Source organism: Bacillus luti, from assembly GCF_009739945.1.
In the GTDB taxonomy this organism is placed as follows: Bacteria; Bacillota; Bacilli; order Bacillales; family Bacillaceae_G; genus Bacillus_A; species Bacillus_A luti.
Map to the genome: position 1 here is coordinate 3,552,554 of NZ_CP040336.1, position 22,413 is coordinate 3,574,966.

The following is a 22,413-nucleotide window of genomic DNA, read 5'->3' on the forward strand; positions in this document are numbered from 1 at the left end:
TTTTTATGACAACTGTTCTCCATACTTTTTCAATGTTTCTCCAACTGTACATTGCCTAATACAAAAGGAATGGGCATAATATTTACTATTTGTCTTTCGATTATGCTCTCGCAAAAAGCACCCTTCACAATATGTTTCCAATAAGTCATTTACCTCCGTAATGAGTTGCTTTTTATCCATCTTTGCACCTCTCTATTCGGTTATTTCTTTATGACTATCAATGACCGTTCCTTCTAATGCTTGCGTAGCTAATTGATGTGCTTCTTTATTTTGTTTTCTAGATATTGGCTCACATACAAGTTTTAATTTCATTTGCTTCGCCTTTTGTTCAATTTGGTCTAAATAATGATTTAAATGCTCATCATAGCAAGGCCATTCTCCGGCCAATTGCTGCAGCACCACTTGAGAATCTCCGCGAAGTGTAACTGCTTCATACTTAATCCCTAATTCCTCGAGTATATTCATACCGTATAATAATGATGCATATTCCGCTTCATTATTATCATATATACCTTCCATATATGCATTGCGGCGAATTCGGTAGTTTGTATTTCCTTTTTTATAATACACACATATACCGACTCCAGCTTCTTTCGTCTGTACATCATAACCACCATCAAAATAAACGAGTATTTCTTGAGGTTCTTCCTCCACTTGTTTACTCAGCTTTTTCATTTCCTTTAATGACCATTCTGCATCCATTTCATCGTAAAATGAAATTTCTTTCACTCTTCCTGTTTTCTCGAAGTCCTCCGCAAATTGAAGTACTTCCTCTATGTTCATATAATCTGTTGTTAATTCAGTATGCAAACCACGCTTCGTTTTATACAGCCAATGAATTTTATATTTCATACTAGATTCCCCTTATGTAAGACTTCTTATATATATTTTATTATATTTTATCAACAGTCACAGTATTATATTCACTATAATCACATACAAAAAGAGCTATCCCCTATAGGAACAGCCCTTTCATCTATTACATAAATCTTTCAAATTGTACTCGCTTATTAATCCAGTACATTACAGGCATACCAATTGCCATTACTACGAATTCACCAACTGCACATGTTAACCAAGTCAACATAAATGGTAAATCAAATGCAAGATGAAGTTCGATTGCAATCATAAACATTGTAATCGTAAAGATAACTGTATTAAAAATCATACGAGCCCAAACACCTTTAATAAATCGCATAGAAATAATTGTTGCAACTAATGCAAGAATAGATTGCCCTACTCCAAATACTAAATCGTAAGCGATCATTGGTGAGAAAAAGAGATTCGTTAAAAATACACCTAATACAATTCCGTAAATTGCTTTCTTATTAAATACAACGAGATGGTTAAACATCTCTGAAATACGAAACTGTACATTCGTAAAGCCAAATGGCTGAATAAGCATAGAAACAGCAATATATAATGCCGCTAAAATACCATTACCGACTAATGTTCTTATATTCATGACAAAATCTCCTTAGTTTTTTTACGTGGGATGGTTTCGAACCACGTTATTCGTTTTTTAAGCAACAAGATTATATTTTACGCAATAGGCACTCTTTCGTCAATAGATTCCTATCATAAACTACCTTTTTCCTTGTAGACAACGTATAATGAAACATATGAAATATTTAGGAGGTTTCACTTCATGACTGCAACAATTCAAAACGAAAAAGTGATCGTTTCCATCTCTGACAAGGGTGCAGAATTACAAAGCGTTCGCTTAAAAGAAGACAACACAGAATATTTATGGCAAGGTGATTCTACTTATTGGGGACGCCGTGCACCAATTTTGTTCCCGATTGTCGGTCGATTAGTAGATAATACATATTATGTAGATGGAAAACCTTATTCTTTAACACAACACGGCTTTGCTCGTGATCTTACATTCTCTGTAAAAGAACAAAGTGAAACGAAAATTACTTATATTGTTATGAGTAATGAAGAAACATTAAAAAAATACCCATACGAATTTGAATTACTCGTTTCTTATGAGCTGGATGGACAAATCGTTCATGTGACATATGAAGTAAACAACCCTACTTCAAAGGAGATGTTCTTCTCAATCGGAGCACATCCTGGATTCAATTTCCCGTTATTAGACGGCGAATCATTTACAGATTATCATCTATCTTTTAATGGTCCAGAACGCTTAGAAACAAGTGTACTAGAAGGACCTTATCTTTCAAATAACAAACAACTAATCGCTGAACATACGAATGAATTACCACTTACATACGATTTATTCAAAAATGATGCGCTTATTTTTGAAAATATGAATACGAATGAAATTTCGATTCGTTCTCATAAACATAATAAATTTGTAAAAGTAGAATTTGACGGATTCCCATTTGTCGGTGTGTGGACACCAGGGGATAATGCACCTTTCTTATGTATCGAACCTTGGTATGGAATCGCTGATGAAGTAAAACCAGCAAAAGATTTCAAAGAAAAAAAAGGAATTCAGTCTTTACAAGCGAATGAAACATTTACATGTCGTTATAGCATTACAATTGGATAAATACTCTATCCCCTACTTTGAGAACACTTGTGAGTAGGGGATAATCTTATAATTTGGAGGTTTCTCATTTTGATTGAAGTATATATTGATGGTGCAACAAAAGGAAATCCTGGTCCTTCTGGTGCTGGAGTGTTTATTAAAGGCGTACAACCACCTGTACAATTGTCATTACCACTTGGGACAATGTCCAATCATGAAGCAGAATACCACGCTTTACTTGCAGCATTAAAGTATTGCACGGAGCATAATTATAGCATTGTATCTTTTCGTACAGATTCTCAGCTTGTTGAGCGAGCGGTTGAAAAAGAATACGCAAAAAATAAAATGTTTGCACCACTTTTAGATGAAGCATTGCAATACATAAAAAGTTTCGATCTCTTTTTTATTAAGTGGATTCCAAGTAGTCAAAATAAAGTAGCTGATGAATTAGCTAGAAAAGCTATCTTACAAAATTAATGGGGGTATGAGTGTGAAAAGAGAGTGGATTGCTCCTCTTGCTTTATTATTTGTCTCTTTTATTTGGGGAGCTACGTTTGTTGTCGTTCAAAATGCTATGTCTTTTGTCGGGCCATTTACTTTCAATGGCATTCGCTTTTTATTCGCCGGAATTATTTTATTATTCGTTCAAATGATTTTCTCACAGAAAACTTCAAAACAAGAATTAAAACATAGTAGTTTAGCTGGATTAATGGTGGGATTTTTCTTATTTGTCGGCTATTTATTACAAACATTCGGCTTACTTTATACAACATCTTCAAAAGCTGGTTTCTTAACTGGACTTAGTATCGTTATGGTTCCGATCCTGTCTTTTATCTTTTTAAAACAAAAGGCTACCATTTTTATCGTAATTGGCATTGCTGTGGCAACAGCAGGTTTGTACTTATTAACGGCTGGTGATTCTTTCCAATTAAACATTGGAGATATACTCGTTCTCGGTTGTGCTGTCGCATTCGCTGCACATATTCTCATTAACGGATTCTTTTCTAAAAAAATATCCCCTTTATTATTAAGCACGTCACAAGTATTAGCTGTTGGTATGTTTTCTTCTATTTGTGCTTTTTTGTTTGAAGATTGGGAAAAAGTATTTTCAGTATCACTATGGACGAACCAGTCCTTTTTATTCGCTCTCTTTCTAACTTCCCTGTTTGCAACATCCATTGCTTTTTTCATCCAAACATCAGCACAAAAACATACGTCTCCAACAAGAGTAGCAATTATTTTCGCAATGGAACCTGTTTTTGCTGCATTAACTGGTGTTCTCGTCGCAAACGAGCAACTTTCCGTCTCTGCTATCGTTGGGTGTCTTTGCATTTTCTTAGGAATGATTTTTGTTGAATTACCTTCCAAAACAAAAAAAGAAGCGCAGGCTGCGTGAAGTTACGCTTGTAACTTCCGCATAAAAGCCTTAGCGCTTTTTTTATCTGTAATTGCTTCCTCTTTCAACCGTTCTAATAACGCAACAAAATAACTGCCATCAAACTGCAATTGATGTTTAATTGTCGCTTCTATTGCTGCATTTACAATCCCATCAGAAGCACCCGTATATCCTTGTCCGAACATAATAAATCCTTGTGCTTCCTCTGATAATTTAAATCCTTTCGTATGTAAGAATGAAAGATAATCTTCTACTGTTTGCATGTTATTCCCACCTACTCAAAAATTCTCCATCTCCTATCATACATGTTTTTACACGCTATGAGAATGAAATTTCTTTGACAACTTTGTAAATCAATCGTCTACTTCGCTTGTAATGGAGGATTTCCTAACAATGTAAAGGAATATGTACAGTGGAACTTATTTCATATTTAAAGGGGAGACACGATGAAACAAGCACTATTAATTATTGATGCCCAGCAAGAGTTAATTGATGGAAATGAACAAGAAAATGAAGTATTTCGTAAAACCGAGCTATTATCTACACTAAATACAGCCCTGCAGAAAGCAATAGATGCAAATGCTCTTATTGTTTTCGTAAGAGATATCGATGTTGCTTCTGGTAGCGGAGAAGGATTTGAAGTACATAATCAAATTAAAGTACCTCAGTCTGCAATCCTTATTAATAAAGCAGCAACAAATTCATTCTACGGTACTTCGTTACTTGAACTTTTAAAAGAAGAAAAAATCAATCATATTGTTATAGGTGGCTGTAAAACAGAACATTGCATCGACACCGCCGTTAGAACAGCCACTGTACAAGGCTTTGATGTTACATTAATTAAAAATGGTCATTCAACAACTGACTCTAACGTGTTATCTGCAGAGCAAATTATTGGTCATCATAATAAAATTTTACATGGTCATTATAACGTTGATCATTTTTCTATGGTGAGAGATATCGAGGAAGATCTCTTTCAACCAACTCATGACCAATATCGCGATTAAATGAACGATAAAAAAGAATCCTTATGTGAAAAGGATTCTTTTTTATCCAAAAATTTGTGCTGCAATACTATATAGCTCATTATTCCTTTTTAATAATTGATTGCTATTTTTCATCATAATTGGCGGCATATTTACCTTTCGAAAACCAGAATTCTCTAACCTTTTCATGAAATTCACTTTTCCTTCTGGTACATCCATTCTTAATTTACCATTATTCCCTTTTGCTAAATAATGAACAATATCTATTGCCATCTCATCATTTTTAGCAACTACCGGTCCTATTATTCTATTTTCCGGCGTTTGTACACTCAAACCATATCCTAGTACCTTTTGTTCCTTACCCTTCACAACGATACACTGTTCACTTTGTATAATCCTTTTCTTTAAAAATGCTTTTCTATTTGTTCCAAACGCATATTCATCTATTTTTATAATTTCTTCTAAATCACCCTCTTCATAATTCATCATATAATCATCATTTCCTACACAATGATCAGTCGCATTGTACGAGTTACATATGTATTTAGAAACATAACTCACTGCCCTAAATCCTAACTTTTCGTATAAAGGCTTCCCCTCATCTGTAGCAATAAGCATAATTGGAGTGCGAGCTGATACGCTATTCATACAAGAATTCATTATCGCCTTTCCAATCCCTCTTCCCTTATAATCCGGATGTACAATTACCATTCCTATTGACACTAACGTCCCTTCGTATAATATAATTGCAGCGCTAGCAATAAGTTTTTCTCTCTCATTCCATACGCCATATACAATACCTGAGTTCAAAATCGCTTCAACTTCTTCTCTGTTATAATCCCAACCAATATAAGAAGATAACGCTACAATGTCCTCTATTTTTTCTTGCCTAAGACGTTCTACCCTCATTTCTAATTCAATCATACTCCATCCCCTTATCTAGACATTTAAATCATTATTACTAAATCAACTCGTACATGTTTCCCTTTATTTGTCACACACATATCCTATTTTGACCAAGACTATATTGTAAATGAGGTGACAACATGCCCATTACGAATCGATTTTCTACCACCACTAACGGCGCACTCGCTATTACAGGAAATACTTTAGGCTTAAGTAAAATTAGTAATCAAAACCGTGCTGGTACAATCGGGGCAATTGGTGCATTCGCAACTACGAATACCGCTTTACAAGTACCTACTTTTCCTGCTGGTACAACGTTAAACTATACACAAAATAGTTCTACCGCTATTTTAAATATCCCTGCTGGTAGTACGATTCTTTACGCCGAACTCATTTGGGGCGGCAACTATTTATCTCGTGATCAAAACATTACGAGTGTATTAGGGAACCCTGTTTCTTTTACAACACCTGTTTCAACATACTCTATTACGCCTTCAGCTGTTACAGCTTCCAATCAAACTTTCGTTTCAAACTCTATTACATTTGGCTTTTACACTCGGTCAGCAGACGTAACAACACTTATTCAAGCTGGAGGTTCTGGTTCCTATACTACGGGGGCTGTCCCTGGACTTGTAGATCCTATAGATGCTTCTAATGGAACAATTAATTCAGCTGGATGGACGCTTATCGTTGCTTATCAAAACGGGACATTACCCGCAAGAAACTTAACCATTTATGTAGCAGGCAACCGTGTTTCTGCAGAAACTGGTAGTGCCGATGTATCTGTCTCAGGATTTTTAACACCTTCAGGAGGACCTGTAAGCGGGAGATTATTTTTAAGTTCTACCGAAGGAGATGCTGATTTAACCGGGGATCAAGCATTATTTGGACCCAATTTCAGTTCATTAAATGCTTTATCTGGGCCAAATAATGCTGTAAATAATTTCTTTGGTTCTCAGGTCAATAATGCTGCCGGAAACTTAGATACAACTGGGACATTTGGAACGCGAAATCAAAGTGCTTCTACAGGCACAAATATCTCCGCCGGTCGGCAAGGTTGGGACATTACTTCTATTGATATTTCTCCTTATTTAACAAATTCTCAAGTGTCCGCCGCAATCCGTTTAACAACTAACGGAGACGCGTATATGTTAAATACAGTCGGTTTACAAATCAACATAAATTCACCTAATATACAAGCAACGAAAAGCGTGAATAAAAGCGTCGCTGCAATTGGAGATGTCGTCACTTATACCGTTACTATCCCTAATACCGGGCTTCTTCCCGCCAATAACGTTATTTTTATAGATAATCTTCCTAACGGTACTTCCTTTATACCTGGCACTGTGACGGTAGATAGCGTACCACAAACAAATGCAAATCCTGCCGCTGGTATATCTCTTGGAACAATTAATAACAGTGCTTCTCGTACAGTAACTTTTCAAGCGACTGTCGTTTCTCTTCCAAATCCAAATCCGATTTCTAACACTGCTAATATTACATTTCAATATACACCAATTGCTGGAGGAACAACCTTTAACGGTCTTGCAACAAGCAACTCTGCAGGAACACAAATTAACCTCGCAGATATTAATGGAACAAAATCAGTTAACAAACTTTTTACCGATATTGGTGAAACGTTAACTTACAATATTGCCTTAGCTAATATAGGAAATATCGCTGCAACTAACGTTATATATACGGATCCGATTCCTAGCGGGACTACTTTCATTCCTGGGAGTGTAACTGTTAACGGAGTTACTCAAGCAGGCGCAAATCCTGCCACTGGTATATCAATTGGATCCATTGCTGCAAATTCTACTACTACTATTTCATTTCAAGTATTCGTTCCATCTATTCCCCAAACAAATCCAATATTAAATAGTGGTACAACGACATATCAATACGTTCCTGTACCAAATCAACCGGCAGTAAGCGGGACTGATACGACGAATATTGTCTCCACTCAAGTGAATAACGCTACTGTAACAATGACGAAAGCGGTAGATAAAAATTTTGCAGATATTAGTGATACACTAACGTACACCGTTTCCTTTACAGGTACAGGTAATACGAATGCGAACAATGTGATTTTTACAGATGTCATTCCTACCGGAACAACTTTTGTTCTAAACAGTTTAACAATAGATGGCACGACACAAGTGGGCGCAAATCCCGCTAACGGTGTGAACATTGGATCGATCCCAACTGGTACAACAAAAAATGTTTCTTTTCAAGTAGTAGTAAATACGATACCCGCGTCAAATGTCGTATCTAATGGATCAAGTGCTTCTTATCAATACACCGTCAACCCTAGCCAATCACCCGTTACAAAAAACATTTCTTCTAATCTCGTTTCCACTCAAATTAATAATGCGAATGTAACATTAACAAAATCAACAAACAAACAATTTGCTACAATTGGCGAAACAATCAGTTATACAATCCTTATTACAAACAGTGGAAATACAGCTGCAACTAACGTACAACTAACAGATCCACTTCCAAACGGAACGATATTGACTCCTGGTACTGTAACGCTAAACGGCGTTTTGCAAAATGTAGATTCTCTCGTTGCCTTACCTATTGGCACAATTCCTGGCGGAGCTACTTTTACCCTTTCTTTCCAAGTAACAGTTATCAATATTACCGCCCAAAATCCTATCATTAATAATGCTTTCGCTTCTTATTTATATACTGTAAATCCAAGTCTGCCACCAACTTCAAAAACAGCAAATTCTAATTCTGTTACATCTACAATTAGACTAGCAAACCTTCAAGCTACTAAGTCTGTAGATAAAACATTTGCGGAAGTTGGAGATGTATTAACTTACACCTTCGCTCTTACAAACAATGGAAATGTTACGGCGAACACTGTATTACTATCCGATGCAATTGCGAACGGTACTTCCTTTGTACCGAACAGTGTTATCGTTAACAGCGTTCCTCAACCAGGCGCAACACCAGCTAGCATCAATATTGGCAGCATCAATGCTAATACTACCATTACAGCTTCATTCCAAGTATTAATAACTAGTATTCCAAACCCTAATCCTATTTCGAATAGTGCCTCTATTTCTTATAAATTTATCGTTGATCCAAACGCTTCACCTGTAAGTAAGAACACTACTTCAACTACTACATTTACTCAAGTAAACGATGCAAATGTCATTTCAGCCAAAACAGTGGATAAAGGTTTCGCTACTGTAGGCGATGTATTAACTTATACCGTCGTTTTAACGAATGCAGGAAGTGTTTCTGCTAATAGTCCAACTTTCATAGATACAAATCCAGATGGAACTACCTTTATTCCAAACACTTTCCTTATCAATGGTGTGTTACAAAATAACGCTGATCCGAACATTGGTGTTCCCTTGCCTGCCATTCCTGCAAACGGCTCAATTACCGTCTCTTATCAAGTAACTGTCACCTCTTTACCAACACAAAATCCAACAATTAATTCATCTAGTACACAGTATAGTTTTATTTTAAATCCAGGCGATCCCCCAACTACCGAAACATCTTTAAGTAACACTGTAAGTACACAAATTAACTTAGCAAATGTAGTTATTGTCAAACAGGTAGATTTAACTATTGCAGATGTTGGGCAACCAATCACATATACAATTGCTTTAGCTAACTCTGGAAATACTCCAGCAAATAATGTAGTCGTTACCGATATACTCCCTCCTGGCACAACTCTCGTACCAAATAGTACTTTTATAGGCGGTGCTTTACAGCTAGGTGCGGATCCAAGTGTCGGTCTTCAAGTTGGTACTATTCCAGCAGGCGGAATTACAACAATTGTTTTCCAAATTAGTGCAAATAGTTTACCTTCACCAAATCCTGTTCAAAACAGTGCTGCACTTCAATATAGCTTTATCGCCGATCCAGTTTTACCTGCTGTTGTGAGAAATGCTACTAGTAATATAGTAACTACACAAATTAATACTGCTAATATTGTAACTACGAAGCTAACGAGCACAAACTTTGCTGATGTTGGTGATTCTATAACGTATACGACTACTTTAACGAACAACGGAAATATTTCTGCTTCTAATGTAACGTTTACTGATATCATTCCAGCCGGTACTAGCTTCATTCCTAATACAGTAACGATTAACAATGTCCCTATAGCCAATGCAAATCCTGCTAACGGCATCTTGATTGGTACGATAGGACCGAATTCATCACGTACTGTTGCATTCCAAGTTTCTGTACCAAATATCCCTGCTATAAATCCGATTACGAATCAATCAGGCACTACATTCCAATACACGTACGATCCATCCAAACCAGCTGTAACGCAGATGGTTGCTTCTAACACTGTACAGACAACTATTAATAACGCCTCTATTACCGCTGTAAAATCTGCTGACAAACAGTTTGCCAATATAAATGATATTATTACGTACACGACTACTTTAACGAATAATGGGAACGTTCTAGCATCAAATGTAATTTTTACAGATGTTATTCCAAACGGGACATCGTTTATTCCTAATAGTGTAACAGTAAACGGCAACACACTCCCTAATACAAACCCAGCAAGCGGAATTGCAATTGACCCAATAAACCCTAATACAAGTTCAACAATCTCATTTCAGATAAAGGTAAACTCCATACCTAGTCCAAATCCAATCCCGAATCAAAGTAATACAACATACCAATATATCGTAAATCCTAACTTACCTCCTACTTCCGCCAATGCGCTAAGCAATCTAATAACAACTCAAATTAATAATGCTACAATCATCGCTACGAAGTCAGTGAATACACCGACAGCTGCAATTGGTGATATCGTTACCTATACGATTGCAGTTACGAACACAGGGAATATCCCTGCTAGTGCTACAGTTTTAACAGATGGACTCGGTGCAGGCGCTTCATTTGTCCAAAACTCTGTAACTATCGATAATATTCCGCAGCCAGGGTTAGACCCATCACTTGGTATTCACTTAGCAGATATTCCATCAGGAGATACTGTATTCATTACTTTTCAAGCGCAAATTTTAGCGATACCACCTAGTGGTACATTAACAAATAATGCTCTTGTAAATTATGAGTATACAGTGAACCCAAACCAATCACCTGCTGTTGGTAGTACAATTACGAATACGACGGTTACTCCAATTATTGATGCTACTTTAGTTTTAAATAAAAATGCGAGTACAACTTTCGCTACGATTGGTGATATGATTACATTCACTTCATCTGTTACAAACACAGGAAATACTACTGCAAACACCCTTGTTTTTACAGATACAATTCCAAACGGTACTGCCTTTGTCCCAAATAGCTTTAAGATAAATGGTGTAACTATCCCGAATGCAAATCCACAAAACGGTATCAATATTGGTAACTTGAATGCAAATGCATCGATTACACTCAGTTTTCAAGTAAACATTACAACGCTTCCAAATCCTAATCCAATTCCAAACAAATCATCGCTTCAATATAGCTTTATTGTAGATATAGATGAACCGCCTGTTTCACGAACAGTTAAATCCAATAAAACCTTTACACAAGTAAATACCGCTTCCGTTATCGCAACAAAAACTGCAAGCAGTGCATTTGCCGCTGTTGGAGATACAATTACGTATACAACTGGCCTCACTAATAGCGGAAATACTACCGCAAACACACCTGTTTTTATCGATATATTACCACCTGAACTTTCATTCGTTCCTGACAGCGTACAAATCAACTCCATTCCACAACTTGGATTTAGACCAGATAACGGGATTTCTTTAGACACAATTCCAGTTGGAGGAACGACAACGATTAGTTTTCAAGCGATCGTTGGTTCAATACCAGCTACAAATCCTACATTGAACCAATCTAGCACAACATATTCTATCATTGTGGATCCTACCCAGCCGCCAGTTACAGAAACAGCTACAAGTAATCCAACTTTAGTGCAAATTAATGAAGCAATCATCCAAGCAACAAAAAGTGTGGATCGTCTATTTTCTGATATCGCACCTGGAAATTCATTTTTAACGTATACAGTTTTATTAGATAATATAGGAAACTCAACTGCTACGAATATCATTTTTACAGATCCGATTCCAAATAATACAGTATTTATAGAGGATAGCGTTCGAGTAGGTGGGGTTTTATTACCTGGAGTAAATCCAGCGAATGGGATACCCATTGGGGATATTATTGCAGGAGATTTTATAAACGTTACCTTCCGTGTGCAAGTAGTTAGTATCCCAAATCCTATTTTTACAATCGGACCCGGAGGACCAAACTCACCGGTTGTAAACGGCGCTTCTATTAATTATCAATTTATGACAGGACCTAATTTACCACTTGTTTCACGAAATACGACATCTAATTCTGTTTCGACACAAATAAATTCTGGGGAAGTTGTGGCAATCAAATCTGTAGATAAAACTTTCGCAACGATTGGCGATACAATTTCTTATACAATTACATTAAGTAACCCTGGAAATGTCACTTCACAAAATATAATTTTCACAGATATTTTACCTGAAGGAACAACATTTCTTTCCGGAACACTTACAAACAATTCTGGTACACAGCAAATTGGAAATCCAGCTAACGGGATTCAAATTGAAAATATAAACCCAAGTGAAACAACCATTATTACTCTCAATGTACTTGTTACAAACATTCCAAGTATAAATCCCATTTCTAATTTTAGTTCTGTACAATTTGCACATGTGGTCGATCCTAGCCAACCTGCCGTAACACAAACGAATGTATCGAATGCTGTTTCAACAACAATTAATAGTGCAATATTAACAACCCAAAAAAGTGCTGATAAATCTATCATTTCTGTTGGAGATACTGTTACGTATACAACTACGATTACAAATACAGGAAATACACCAGCAACTAATATTACATTTACGAGCGCTATTCCGGCTAGCACTACCTTTATACCAAACTCAGTCACAATAAATGGAAGTCAGCAATTTGGTGCGCAACCAGCACTTGGAGTAACTATACCAAATATCGCTCCAGGTGATACAGTAACCGTTACTTTCCAAGTAAATGTTCTTTCTGTTCCTCCTTCAAGTTCAATTATGGGTAATGACACAATTTTATATTCTTATACTGTTGATCCAAACGGAACTCCTGTTTCAACTTCTACTTCAACGAATATCGTTACAAACCCTGTACAAAATGCTATGATAACAATGATAAAATCAGTCGATCAAACACTTGTAACACTAAGTGATACCATTACCTATACAACGATTTTGATGAATACCGGTAATACAAATGCAACTAATATTACTTTCACTGATCTTATACCAGATGGTACAACATTTATTACTGATAGCGTTACAATAGACGGTATCACACAAATAGGACTCAATCCTAATACAGGTATAACAATTGGATCAATTGCTCCTAACAGCTCCATATCTATATCATTCCAAGTTATAGCTACTTCTACACCAGTTCAAAATCCTATCGCAAATGTAGCTACTACTTCTTACTCTTTTATCGCTGATCCAAGTGCACCAATTGTTACAAGAACTGCAACTTCCAACACAGTGTTTACTACAATTAATACCGCTACCATCCTTTCATCAAAACAAGTGGATAAATCATTTAGTCATATTGGAGACACACTCACTTATACTGTTACTTTAACAAACAACGGAAATTCATCTGCACAAAATGTTATTTTCACAGATACTATGCCGAGCGGAACTACATTTATTGCAAACTCATTTTCTATTAATGACATTCCTCAAAGTGGCGCGAATCCAGTGAATGGTGTAAATATTGGCCCTATAACAGCTGGGTCTACAGTAAATGTTTCCTTCCAAGTAAATGTGACCTCCTTACCAACTGAAAATCCCATTGTAAATTTCTCATCGACATCGTATCAACTAGTCTCACCACCTGATGCAGAAACTTCTATTAGTAATCCTGTTTCCACGCAAGTGAAAGAAGCTATATTATCCATGACGAAAAATGAAAGTGTATCCTATGCTGATATCGGGCAAACTGCTTTTTACACTACTTCTATTACCAATCTAGGAAATACCGATGCAACTAACATTGTATTCACAGACGTATTACCAAGTGGACTCACATTTGTTCCTAACACATTAACTGTCGATGGCGTGTTACAACCTAATGCGAATCCAAATACAGGTGTATTACTTGCCACACTTCCACCGAGTGAAATATATAGTATTGTTTTTCAAGTTACAGTGAATAGCATTCCCACTAGTAACCCAGCACCAAATACAGCATCAACGACGTATGAATTTACTGTCGATCCTGTTAATCCTCCCGTTTCAAGTACAGCTACTTCCAACACTACACTTCTTCAAATAAACAACGCAAATATTATAAGTACAAAAACAGCGGATCTTACTTTCGCGGATGTTGGTAATACAATAACATTTACACTTAACCTCCCTAATACCGGGAATGTGGCTGCAACTGATGTTACCGTTATCGATATACTTGATAGCAATTTAACTTTTGTTCCAAACAGTTTCACAGTTAATGGGCAAACCATTCCAAACACTGATTTATCTACTGGCGTAAATATAGGTTCCATTAATGGTGGTAATGCGGCAATCGTCACATTCCAAGCAACTGTTACTACACTTCCTACACTTAATCCAATCTCTAATTCTGCTTCTATCACATATCATTATGTCGTTGATCCTAGCCAGCCATCTATTACAACTTCTAATCAATCTAATACAACGACTACGCAAATTAATAGTGCTATCCTTACTGCACAAAAAAATTCAAATGTATCAACGGTAGATATCGGGCAAGATATTATCTACTCCGTTACAATTACAAATAGCGGTAATGTTAATGCTACGAATGTTATTTTCACCGACCTTATTCCAGACGGAACTTCATTTGAACCGAATAGTTTTACACTTAACGGAACTACCATCCCCAATGCAGATATCGTTACGGGGGTTCCAATTGGTGATATCGCGCCAAACCAGTCTGTCATCGTAGCATTTCATATTAATGCCAATGAAATTCCACCTATAAATCCAATTACTAATCAAGCTAGCGTTAGCTTCCAGCATATCGTTAATCCAGCTAATCCACCAGTTTCAAAAAATATTACTTCTACTACTGTTTCAACAAAAATCGAAAGTGCAATTTTAAACACGATTAAAATCGGAGATAAAGCTTTTGCAACGATTGGTGATACGATTACGTATACAACTACGATTACGAACACAGGCAATATTCCTGCTAACAATGCTATTTTCTCAGACCCTTTACCAACATGGACACAATTTGTTGCAGGATCAGTTATTGTTGACGGTACTCCGTTACCATCCGCTTCTATCATTGACGGTGTTGGTATAAATACAATCAATCCAAATCAAACTGTAACAATCATATTCCAAGTTCAAATTGTAAGCAATCCAACAACATTCACTCCTGAACTCCAAAACTTAGGTTTTGTTAACTTCCAATATAACGTAGGCAATACATTACAGGCTCAACCTGGCAATGTGGAAACGAACGTCTTCGTTACTTCTATTAATTCAGCAATACTTTCAGCTGTAAAAACTGCTAGTACAGCCTTTGCGAATATTGGAGACACGATCACTTATACAGTTTTCATTCAAAATAGCGGCAATACAAACGCTACGAATGCAAATTTCTCAGACCTCATTCCAGCAGGAACGACCTTTGTTGAAAATAGTTTTGCTGTAAATGGAAGTACCATTCCAGGTGCAAATCCAAATAACGGAGTTACTATCGGAACCGTTAGCGCGGGTAGTTCCTTAACTGTTACTTTCCAAGTCATAGTTACATCTACTCCACCTTCAAATCCAATTACAAACGTTGCATCTATTCAATTCGCATTCACCGTTGATCCGGCTGCTCCTCCTGTTACAGGCACAATACATTCTAATAGCGCTTCAACACAAATTAATAACGCGACTGTTACAACTGTTTTAGAAGCAAATCGAGCAATCGTATCTATCGGAGATGTAATTACGTATACAGCAAAATTAACAAATACCGGAAACTTCCCTGCAAACTCTGTATTACTCATTAACGGCGTTCCTGAAGGAGCATCATTTGTTCCAAATAGTGTTACACTCAACGGGATTTCACTTCCAGATGCAAGTCCAACTCTCGGTATTCCAGTTGGTATTATCGCACCAGGTGATTCTGCTACTATTACGTTCCAGTTTCTTGTAAGCTCTATTCCACCGCAAGGAGCAATTATAAATCAAGCACTTACAAGTTACACGTATATTGTCGATCCGAGTCAACCTCCAGTTACAGCAACATCCTCATCTAATACGATTAATACAGCTGTCGTTGATGCATCGTTATCCGCAATTAAAAATACAGATTCTCTCGTACAATCTACTAACGGTACAATCACTTACACAGTAGTCGTTCGAAATAACGGAAATACAACTGCCAATGCAGTTACTTTAACAGATTTAGTCCCAGAAGGAACTGCATTTATTCCGAATAGCGTAACCATTAATAGCGTTTCCGTTCCAAATGCCAATCCTAACGTAGGAATACTATTAAACTCCATCGCACCATCAGAAATCGTCACCGTTACATTCCAAGCTCTCGTCCAATCCATTCCAATTGTGAATCCAATCTCTAATACAGCCCGTATTGACTATACTTTTATCGCCGATCCAGCCGCACCTATTGTCTCTCGAACAATTACGTCTAATCCAGTTTTTACACAAATTTCGGACGCGAATATTCTTTCTTTAAAAGCAGTCAATGCACAACAAGCAACAACAGGTGATATTTTAACTTATACGATAACACTAGAAAATACCGGAAATATTCCAGCTACGAATCTCATATTTTCAGATACTATTCCCCAAGGTACTACATTTGTAGAAAACAGTTTTACCCTTAACGGCACAGCTATACCTAGTGCAAATCCAAATGTAGGTGTTGCTTTGCCTACCCTAGCAGCAAACGCTATTCACCTTATTTCGTTCCAAATTCTTATTAACGATCCATTCTCGCAACAAACGATTACAAATCAATCCAATACAACCTATACAATTCAACCAGATCCAGGGCAACCACCTATTACGGAAACATCTACAAGTAATATCGTCATTACAAATTTCGTGCAAGCACAATTGACAATTACAAAGACATCCAATCCAATAACTGTAGATATTGGTGGAACTATACTTTATATTTCTGAAGTGAAAAATATCGGAAACGTTGACGCAATAAATACTATTTTCACAGATTCTATTCCGGCTGGTACTACATTCGTTCCAGATACTGTCACAATTAACGGTGTCTTGCAGCCAGGTGTAAATCCAGAAAACGGAATACCGATTGGAACGATTCCATCAAACGGTTCCAAAACGATACTATTTCAAGTACAAACGAATAATCCACCTACTGAAACCGAAATTATAAATCAATCATTTGCAACTTACCAATATGTAAGTATTCCTACAGCTCCACCAGTGAATCGCTCTACAAACTCTAATATCGTTACAACATCACTTCAAAATGCAAATATTATTTCTGTTAAACAGGCGAATGTTACTTTCGTATCCATCGGGCAAAATATTACCTACACAAATACACTACAAAATATCGGAACCGTTCCAGCTAACAATACAGTGTTCATTGACAACATTCCAGAAGGTACTATATTCATTGAAGATAGCTTATCAATAAATAATGTGATTCAGCCTGGTGCGAATCCAGAAAACGGAGTAACTCTCGGCACGATACAACCAAATGAAACAGTCACTATTTCATTCCAAGTGCAACTTACAAATATACCTTCTGGCAACACAGTCATTAACATTTCAGACACTTCATATGAATACCAAATTGACCCTAGTTCTCCGATTATTCAGCGTAGATCATTATCAAATGCAGTAAATACTGAAGTGCGGACGGCAAATGTTAGTGCAATTAAATCCGCTAATAGATCCATTACACGCATCGGTCAAATCATCACATATACAGTCGCAGTTACAAACTCTGGTACAGTACCTATTACAAATACTCTCCTAATTGACGCAATTGCTGCTGGCACCACATTCGTTCCAAATAGCATTCTTGTAGATGGCATACCAAGACCTAACGAAAATCCAATTACCGGAATCACCCTTGATATTATCCTTCCAAACAATACAATTATCGTGACATTCCAAGTAAATGTAGTCTCTATACCTTCTCAAAATAACATTAATAATATCGCCGTCATCCACTATGAGTATCAGCCAGATCCAAGCGCACCACCAATCTCAGAAACGACCTCTTCCAATACTACAAATATACAATTTATTGATGTTATTCTTACCGCTACAAAATCCGCTAATACAGTATTAGCTAATATTGATGAAACCATTGCATATACAGTCTTTATTCAAAATAACGGATCCACTACAACTAACTCCATCTTTTTTACAGATACTATAGAAGATGGAACAGTATTTATTCCGGGAAGTGTAATAGTTAACAATACTGTGCTTCCTGCAGCAGATCCTAATATCGGCTTTTCCATTCCTAATATTATGTCAGGTCAAGCGACTACAATAACGTTTCAAGTTTCCGTTACGAATTTACCTACCGTAAATCCAACGCCTAATACTGCAAACATCGTCTACGATTTTATTTTCAATCCTGACTTTGCACCAATTCAAAAATCTACTACTTCCAATACTACTTTCGTTCAAATTAATGATGCTGATATCGTTTCACTTAAAACTGTTGATTTGACCTCTGTAACAATTGGTGACATTTTAACTTATACAACAACTTTAACGAACACAGGAAATACGGATGCTACTGCTGTTATATTTACAGATAATATACCTGATGGAACAACCTTTATTAACGGTAGCGTGTTAGTAAATAATATTCCTCAACTTAACGCCAATCCAAGTGCTGGTATACTTGTAGGAACAATTGCTCCTAACATTTCTATCCCAGTCACATTCTCTGTTACCGTCGTAGATTTTCCGGCTAGCAGTCGCATTCAAAATCAATCAACTTCTCGTTATACGATAAATAGTGAAGAACAAGTATCGACTAGTAATATTACCTTAACTGAAGTCATTTCTGCCAATGTAATTGCGACCAAAACTACACCTATCCAATACGCTGACCTACAAACTATCATCCCTTATACAATTTCCATCACAAACAATGGGAATATACAAGTAGAAAACATTATCGTTACAGATATCATCTCAGCAAATACGAGCTTTATAGAGAACAGTGTTATTGTGAATGGAAACGCTCGTCCAAATGACAATCCACTTAGCGGTATACCAATTGATAACATTCCGCCTAATACGACAGCAACTATTCTATTCCAAGTACGGGTTACTTCGATTCCGCAAACAAATCCAATCTCTAACACGAGTACAATTGAATATCAATACACGGTACCGAATCGACCACCTATTACCGAAACTATCATTTCGTCTGCTGCCACAACAGCAATTAATCACGCGAATTTGAGTAGTAATAAAGTTGTTGACCTTGCATTTGCAACAGTCGGTGATACGTTAACATATACGATTACACTAAATCAAACTGGTAATGTTTCAGCAAATGATGTAGTTATTCAGGATACTATTCCTCAAGGTACTACGTTTATAGAAAATAGCGTTATTGTAAACGGAGAAACTCTTCCGGGAGTTAATCCAGTAAGCGGTATACCAATTGGCACTATAATTGTTGGTGGAGATGCTATCGCTTCATTCCAAGTTTCTGTGACTTCTATCCCAACACCAAATGAACTCAACAACAATGCAATTACTACCTTTAACTATATAGTCAACCCAAATAGCGCACCTGTTACGAATACAACTACAACAAATACCGTCACAACTACTGTCCAAAATGATAATGTCATTGCCATAAAATCTGTTGATGTAACGAATGCCTTACCTGGTCAAACTTTAACGTATACAATTACGATTACGAATAGCGGTAATATAACGATTGAAGATCTTCTTGTCATAGACACCGTACCAGTAGATACAACCTTCGTTACTGGTAGTGTTACGATTAACGGAATCAATCAGCCTAATGCAAATCCCGAAAACGGTATTACGTTAGACAATCTTGTTCCAAATAAAGCTGTTATTATTACGTTCCAAGTCGCAATATCTGCTTCTACTCTTCAATCCGCAATAAATAACGATGCCTCTATTTCTTATGCTGTTACCATTGATCCAAACGAACCACCTATTACAATTACAAAGCAAACAAATATTGTTACAACGACAATCGTTGACCCAATGGTTATCATTGAAAAAACTGCTGACAAATCTATCGTCGTTATAGGAGATAGTATTACATTCACATTAAAGATAGTTAATCATTCTCCAATTCCTACAATGAATACTTCCGTTTTAGATATCATTCCAGCGGGTACAACATTTATAGAAAATAGCGTAACAATTAACGGTACCCAAATCCCTAATATTCGTCCAGACACTGGTATGAATATCGGCTCTTTACCTGCAGATTCAGTAGCAACGATAACATTTAAAGTTCTTGTAACTTCTATTCCTTCAAACAGTACAATTATAAATTCTGCAACAGTTACAGCCGCTTTCCAATTGACACCACAGGATCCAATTATTACTCTCATCGTTAATTCAAATATTGTCCGCATACCAGTTCAATTTATTACTGCAGCAGTAATAAAAAATGCTTCTGTCAGCTCAGCTTATTTAAATCAATATTTTGATTATACGGTTCAAATTACAAATACTTCTAACATTTCACTTATAAACGTTTCTTTACAAGACACCATTCCAGCAGATTTACAATTTATGAATGAAACTGTCATGATTAATGGTGAGCACGCTCCACTAGCAAATCCGAATGTCGGTTTCCTAATCGCTACTCATTTGGAACCAAATGAAACAATTATCGTGTTATTCACAGTACAAGTGATAAACCCGCCTGTTAATAATGAATTTAAAAACAGTGCAAATGTTTCTTTACAACTTCAAACCACTCCTACAGATCCACCAATTATCGTAACCATTACAAGTAATGAAAACGTCGTCACCTTTATTCCAGAAAATCCAGATGAAACACTTCCAAATTTAAATTGCTTCTTTGACGGGGAACGCTTTATACGCATTACTCCTCGGAATATACGAAATTACTTTTGGATTTGGTGGCGGTAATCAAAAAAGAAAAAGCTTGTAGTTTGGATACTCTCCAAACTACAAGCTTTTTTCACGAACAAAATGATAATACTCAATTGCTAGTAGCGCTATATGCTACGTGTCGTTTCTCAATCCGATCTTCAATTTCTTTCATATTTTCCTTATTCGTTAGTAGGGATTGTTTATTTTCTATTAATAATTGTTTAAAGGATTTTCTCATTTTTTTTCGCATTTTCATTTTCCTCCTTGGGGGATGGTTTATATAAAGTGAAACTTTAATCAGTGGGGGTTTTCTTCATCCCCCACTGATTATTAGTTGAACCAATCGGACTTTTATGGGCAGTTGATCCCCCATCTAAATTTTGTGCTTTTGCTAAATTTTGAGGCGGGGGTCTTACTGCCCATTAAAGCGGGATAAAAGATAAAGAATTATCTGTGTGTTCTTATAATAATTGATTGTTGTGAATTCCATTTGAACTTCATATGAAAATTCCGTTTATTTTCTGACAACTTTGTGAACAAAAAAGAAAGACCGATTAAAAATATTTAATCGGCCTTTCTACTTCTTATAACATATTTATTAATATTTCAGGTCTTCCCCAATTCATTTCTTCACAAACGAATCTAAGTTTTTCTTCATCCATTGTGTGTAATCCTTCTTCTAGTGAACATGAAATAGGAACTTCACAATGAATTTGTGCTAATTGTAATGAAATATTTAAGTTCTCTAAATCACTCTCAATTTTTGTACGCTGTGCTTTCGTTAATGAGGCTACGTTTTCTAGTACAGCTGATACTGTTCCGTGCTCTTGAATAAGCTTATACGCTGTTTTTTCACCGATACCTTTTACGCCAGGATAATTATCACTCGTATCCCCCATGAACGCTTTCGCATGAACGATTTGCCATGGTTCCACACCTTTTTCTTCCATGATTTTCTCTGGTGTGTAATACTCGTAATTTCCGATTCCTTTACGCAAGAGCATAACTTTAACGTTCTTATCAACAAGTTGAAGTAAATCTGTATCACCTGTTAAAATATAAACTTCCGCTTCATTGCAGTATTGTTTTGCAAGCGTACCGATACAATCATCTGCTTCATATCCTTTCATACCGATGACCGGAATAGATAATTTAGCAGTCATTTCTTGTACTAAATCAAATTGCGGAATTAATTCTTCTGGCGGCGCTGCACGATTTGCTTTATAATTTGAGAACGATTCTGTTCTAAATGTCGTACTTCCCATATCCCAGCATGTTACGATATGTGTCGGTTCAATTGCTTGCATAGCTGTTAATAAATGTTTCATATAACCATGAATCCCGTTCGTCGGGGTACCATCTTGTCGTTTCATAAATTGTCCGTAGACACTTGTTGCATAAAAAGCACGAAATAATAGTGCCATACCATCAACTAATAATACCTTTTTCATAATCCCTCTCCTACCAAAAAATAATAACCCCACGTTATGACGT

The 22,413-nt window shown here is 36.5% G+C and carries 12 protein-coding genes and 1 riboswitch; of the genes, 5 read left to right on the forward strand and 7 right to left on the reverse strand.

The window, feature by feature from the left end:
- Nucleotides 1-3: 3 nt before the first annotated feature.
- From EUC40_RS18005 to EUC40_RS18015, 3 genes are all read right to left on the reverse strand, one after another.
- Complete coding sequence (locus tag EUC40_RS18005) at nt 4-180, reverse strand: zinc-finger domain-containing protein (protein ID WP_000358801.1); 177 nt, start codon at nt 178-180, stop codon at nt 4-6.
- Between the two features lie 12 nt (nt 181-192).
- Entirely contained in the window at nt 193-852 is a 660-nt protein-coding gene (locus EUC40_RS18010; RefSeq protein WP_071709728.1) for a ribonuclease H family protein, read from the reverse strand.
- A 127-nt stretch (nt 853-979) separates the two neighbouring features.
- Nucleotides 980-1,465, reverse strand: coding sequence for a QueT transporter family protein (locus EUC40_RS18015; protein WP_001026469.1), 486 nt, complete (start codon nt 1,463-1,465; stop codon nt 980-982).
- A gap of 6 nt (nt 1,466-1,471) precedes the next feature.
- Nucleotides 1,472-1,516: riboswitch (PreQ1 riboswitch) on the reverse strand.
- A gap of 132 nt (nt 1,517-1,648) precedes the next feature.
- Here EUC40_RS18015 and EUC40_RS18020 point away from each other — a divergent pair.
- From EUC40_RS18020 to EUC40_RS18030, 3 genes are all read left to right on the forward strand, one after another.
- Nucleotides 1,649-2,521 (forward strand): aldose 1-epimerase family protein, encoded by an 873-nt coding sequence (locus tag EUC40_RS18020; RefSeq protein ID WP_156576207.1) that lies wholly within the window; start codon nt 1,649-1,651, stop codon nt 2,519-2,521.
- A gap of 69 nt (nt 2,522-2,590) precedes the next feature.
- The gene (locus EUC40_RS18025; protein ID WP_088231524.1) at nt 2,591-2,977 is read left to right on the forward strand and encodes a reverse transcriptase-like protein; all 387 of its coding nucleotides are present in this window, start codon (nt 2,591-2,593) and stop codon (nt 2,975-2,977) included.
- 13 nt (nt 2,978-2,990) lie between these two features.
- The gene (locus tag EUC40_RS18030; protein WP_071709731.1) at nt 2,991-3,896 is read left to right on the forward strand and encodes a DMT family transporter; all 906 of its coding nucleotides are present in this window, start codon (nt 2,991-2,993) and stop codon (nt 3,894-3,896) included.
- Between the two features lie 2 nt (nt 3,897-3,898).
- On the opposite strand, the gene EUC40_RS18035 is transcribed toward EUC40_RS18030, so the two are convergent.
- Entirely contained in the window at nt 3,899-4,159 is a 261-nt protein-coding gene (locus tag EUC40_RS18035) for a DUF6123 family protein (RefSeq protein WP_001195211.1), read from the reverse strand.
- Nucleotides 4,160-4,342: 183 nt separating this feature from the next.
- Between EUC40_RS18035 and EUC40_RS18040 the strand changes: the two genes are divergently transcribed.
- Entirely contained in the window at nt 4,343-4,903 is a 561-nt protein-coding gene (locus EUC40_RS18040; RefSeq protein WP_156576208.1) for a cysteine hydrolase family protein, read from the forward strand.
- A 42-nt stretch (nt 4,904-4,945) separates the two neighbouring features.
- Here the strand turns inward: EUC40_RS18040 and EUC40_RS18045 are convergent, their stop codons facing one another.
- Nucleotides 4,946-5,806, reverse strand: coding sequence for a GNAT family N-acetyltransferase (locus EUC40_RS18045; protein WP_156576209.1), 861 nt, complete (start codon nt 5,804-5,806; stop codon nt 4,946-4,948).
- 122 nt (nt 5,807-5,928) lie between these two features.
- Between EUC40_RS18045 and EUC40_RS18050 the strand changes: the two genes are divergently transcribed.
- Entirely contained in the window at nt 5,929-20,955 is a 15,027-nt protein-coding gene (locus EUC40_RS18050; protein WP_156576210.1) for a DUF7507 domain-containing protein, read from the forward strand.
- Nucleotides 20,956-21,028: 73 nt separating this feature from the next.
- On the opposite strand, the gene EUC40_RS18055 is transcribed toward EUC40_RS18050, so the two are convergent.
- On the reverse strand, nt 21,029-21,169 hold the full coding sequence (locus tag EUC40_RS18055) for an FbpB family small basic protein (protein WP_071709735.1): 141 nt from the start codon (nt 21,167-21,169) through the stop codon (nt 21,029-21,031).
- 334 nt (nt 21,170-21,503) lie between these two features.
- Nucleotides 21,504-22,370: a 5'-3' exonuclease gene (locus EUC40_RS18060; protein WP_156576211.1), complete on the reverse strand. Its 867-nt coding sequence runs from the start codon at nt 22,368-22,370 to the stop codon at nt 21,504-21,506.
- Nucleotides 22,371-22,413 lie beyond the last annotated feature (43 nt).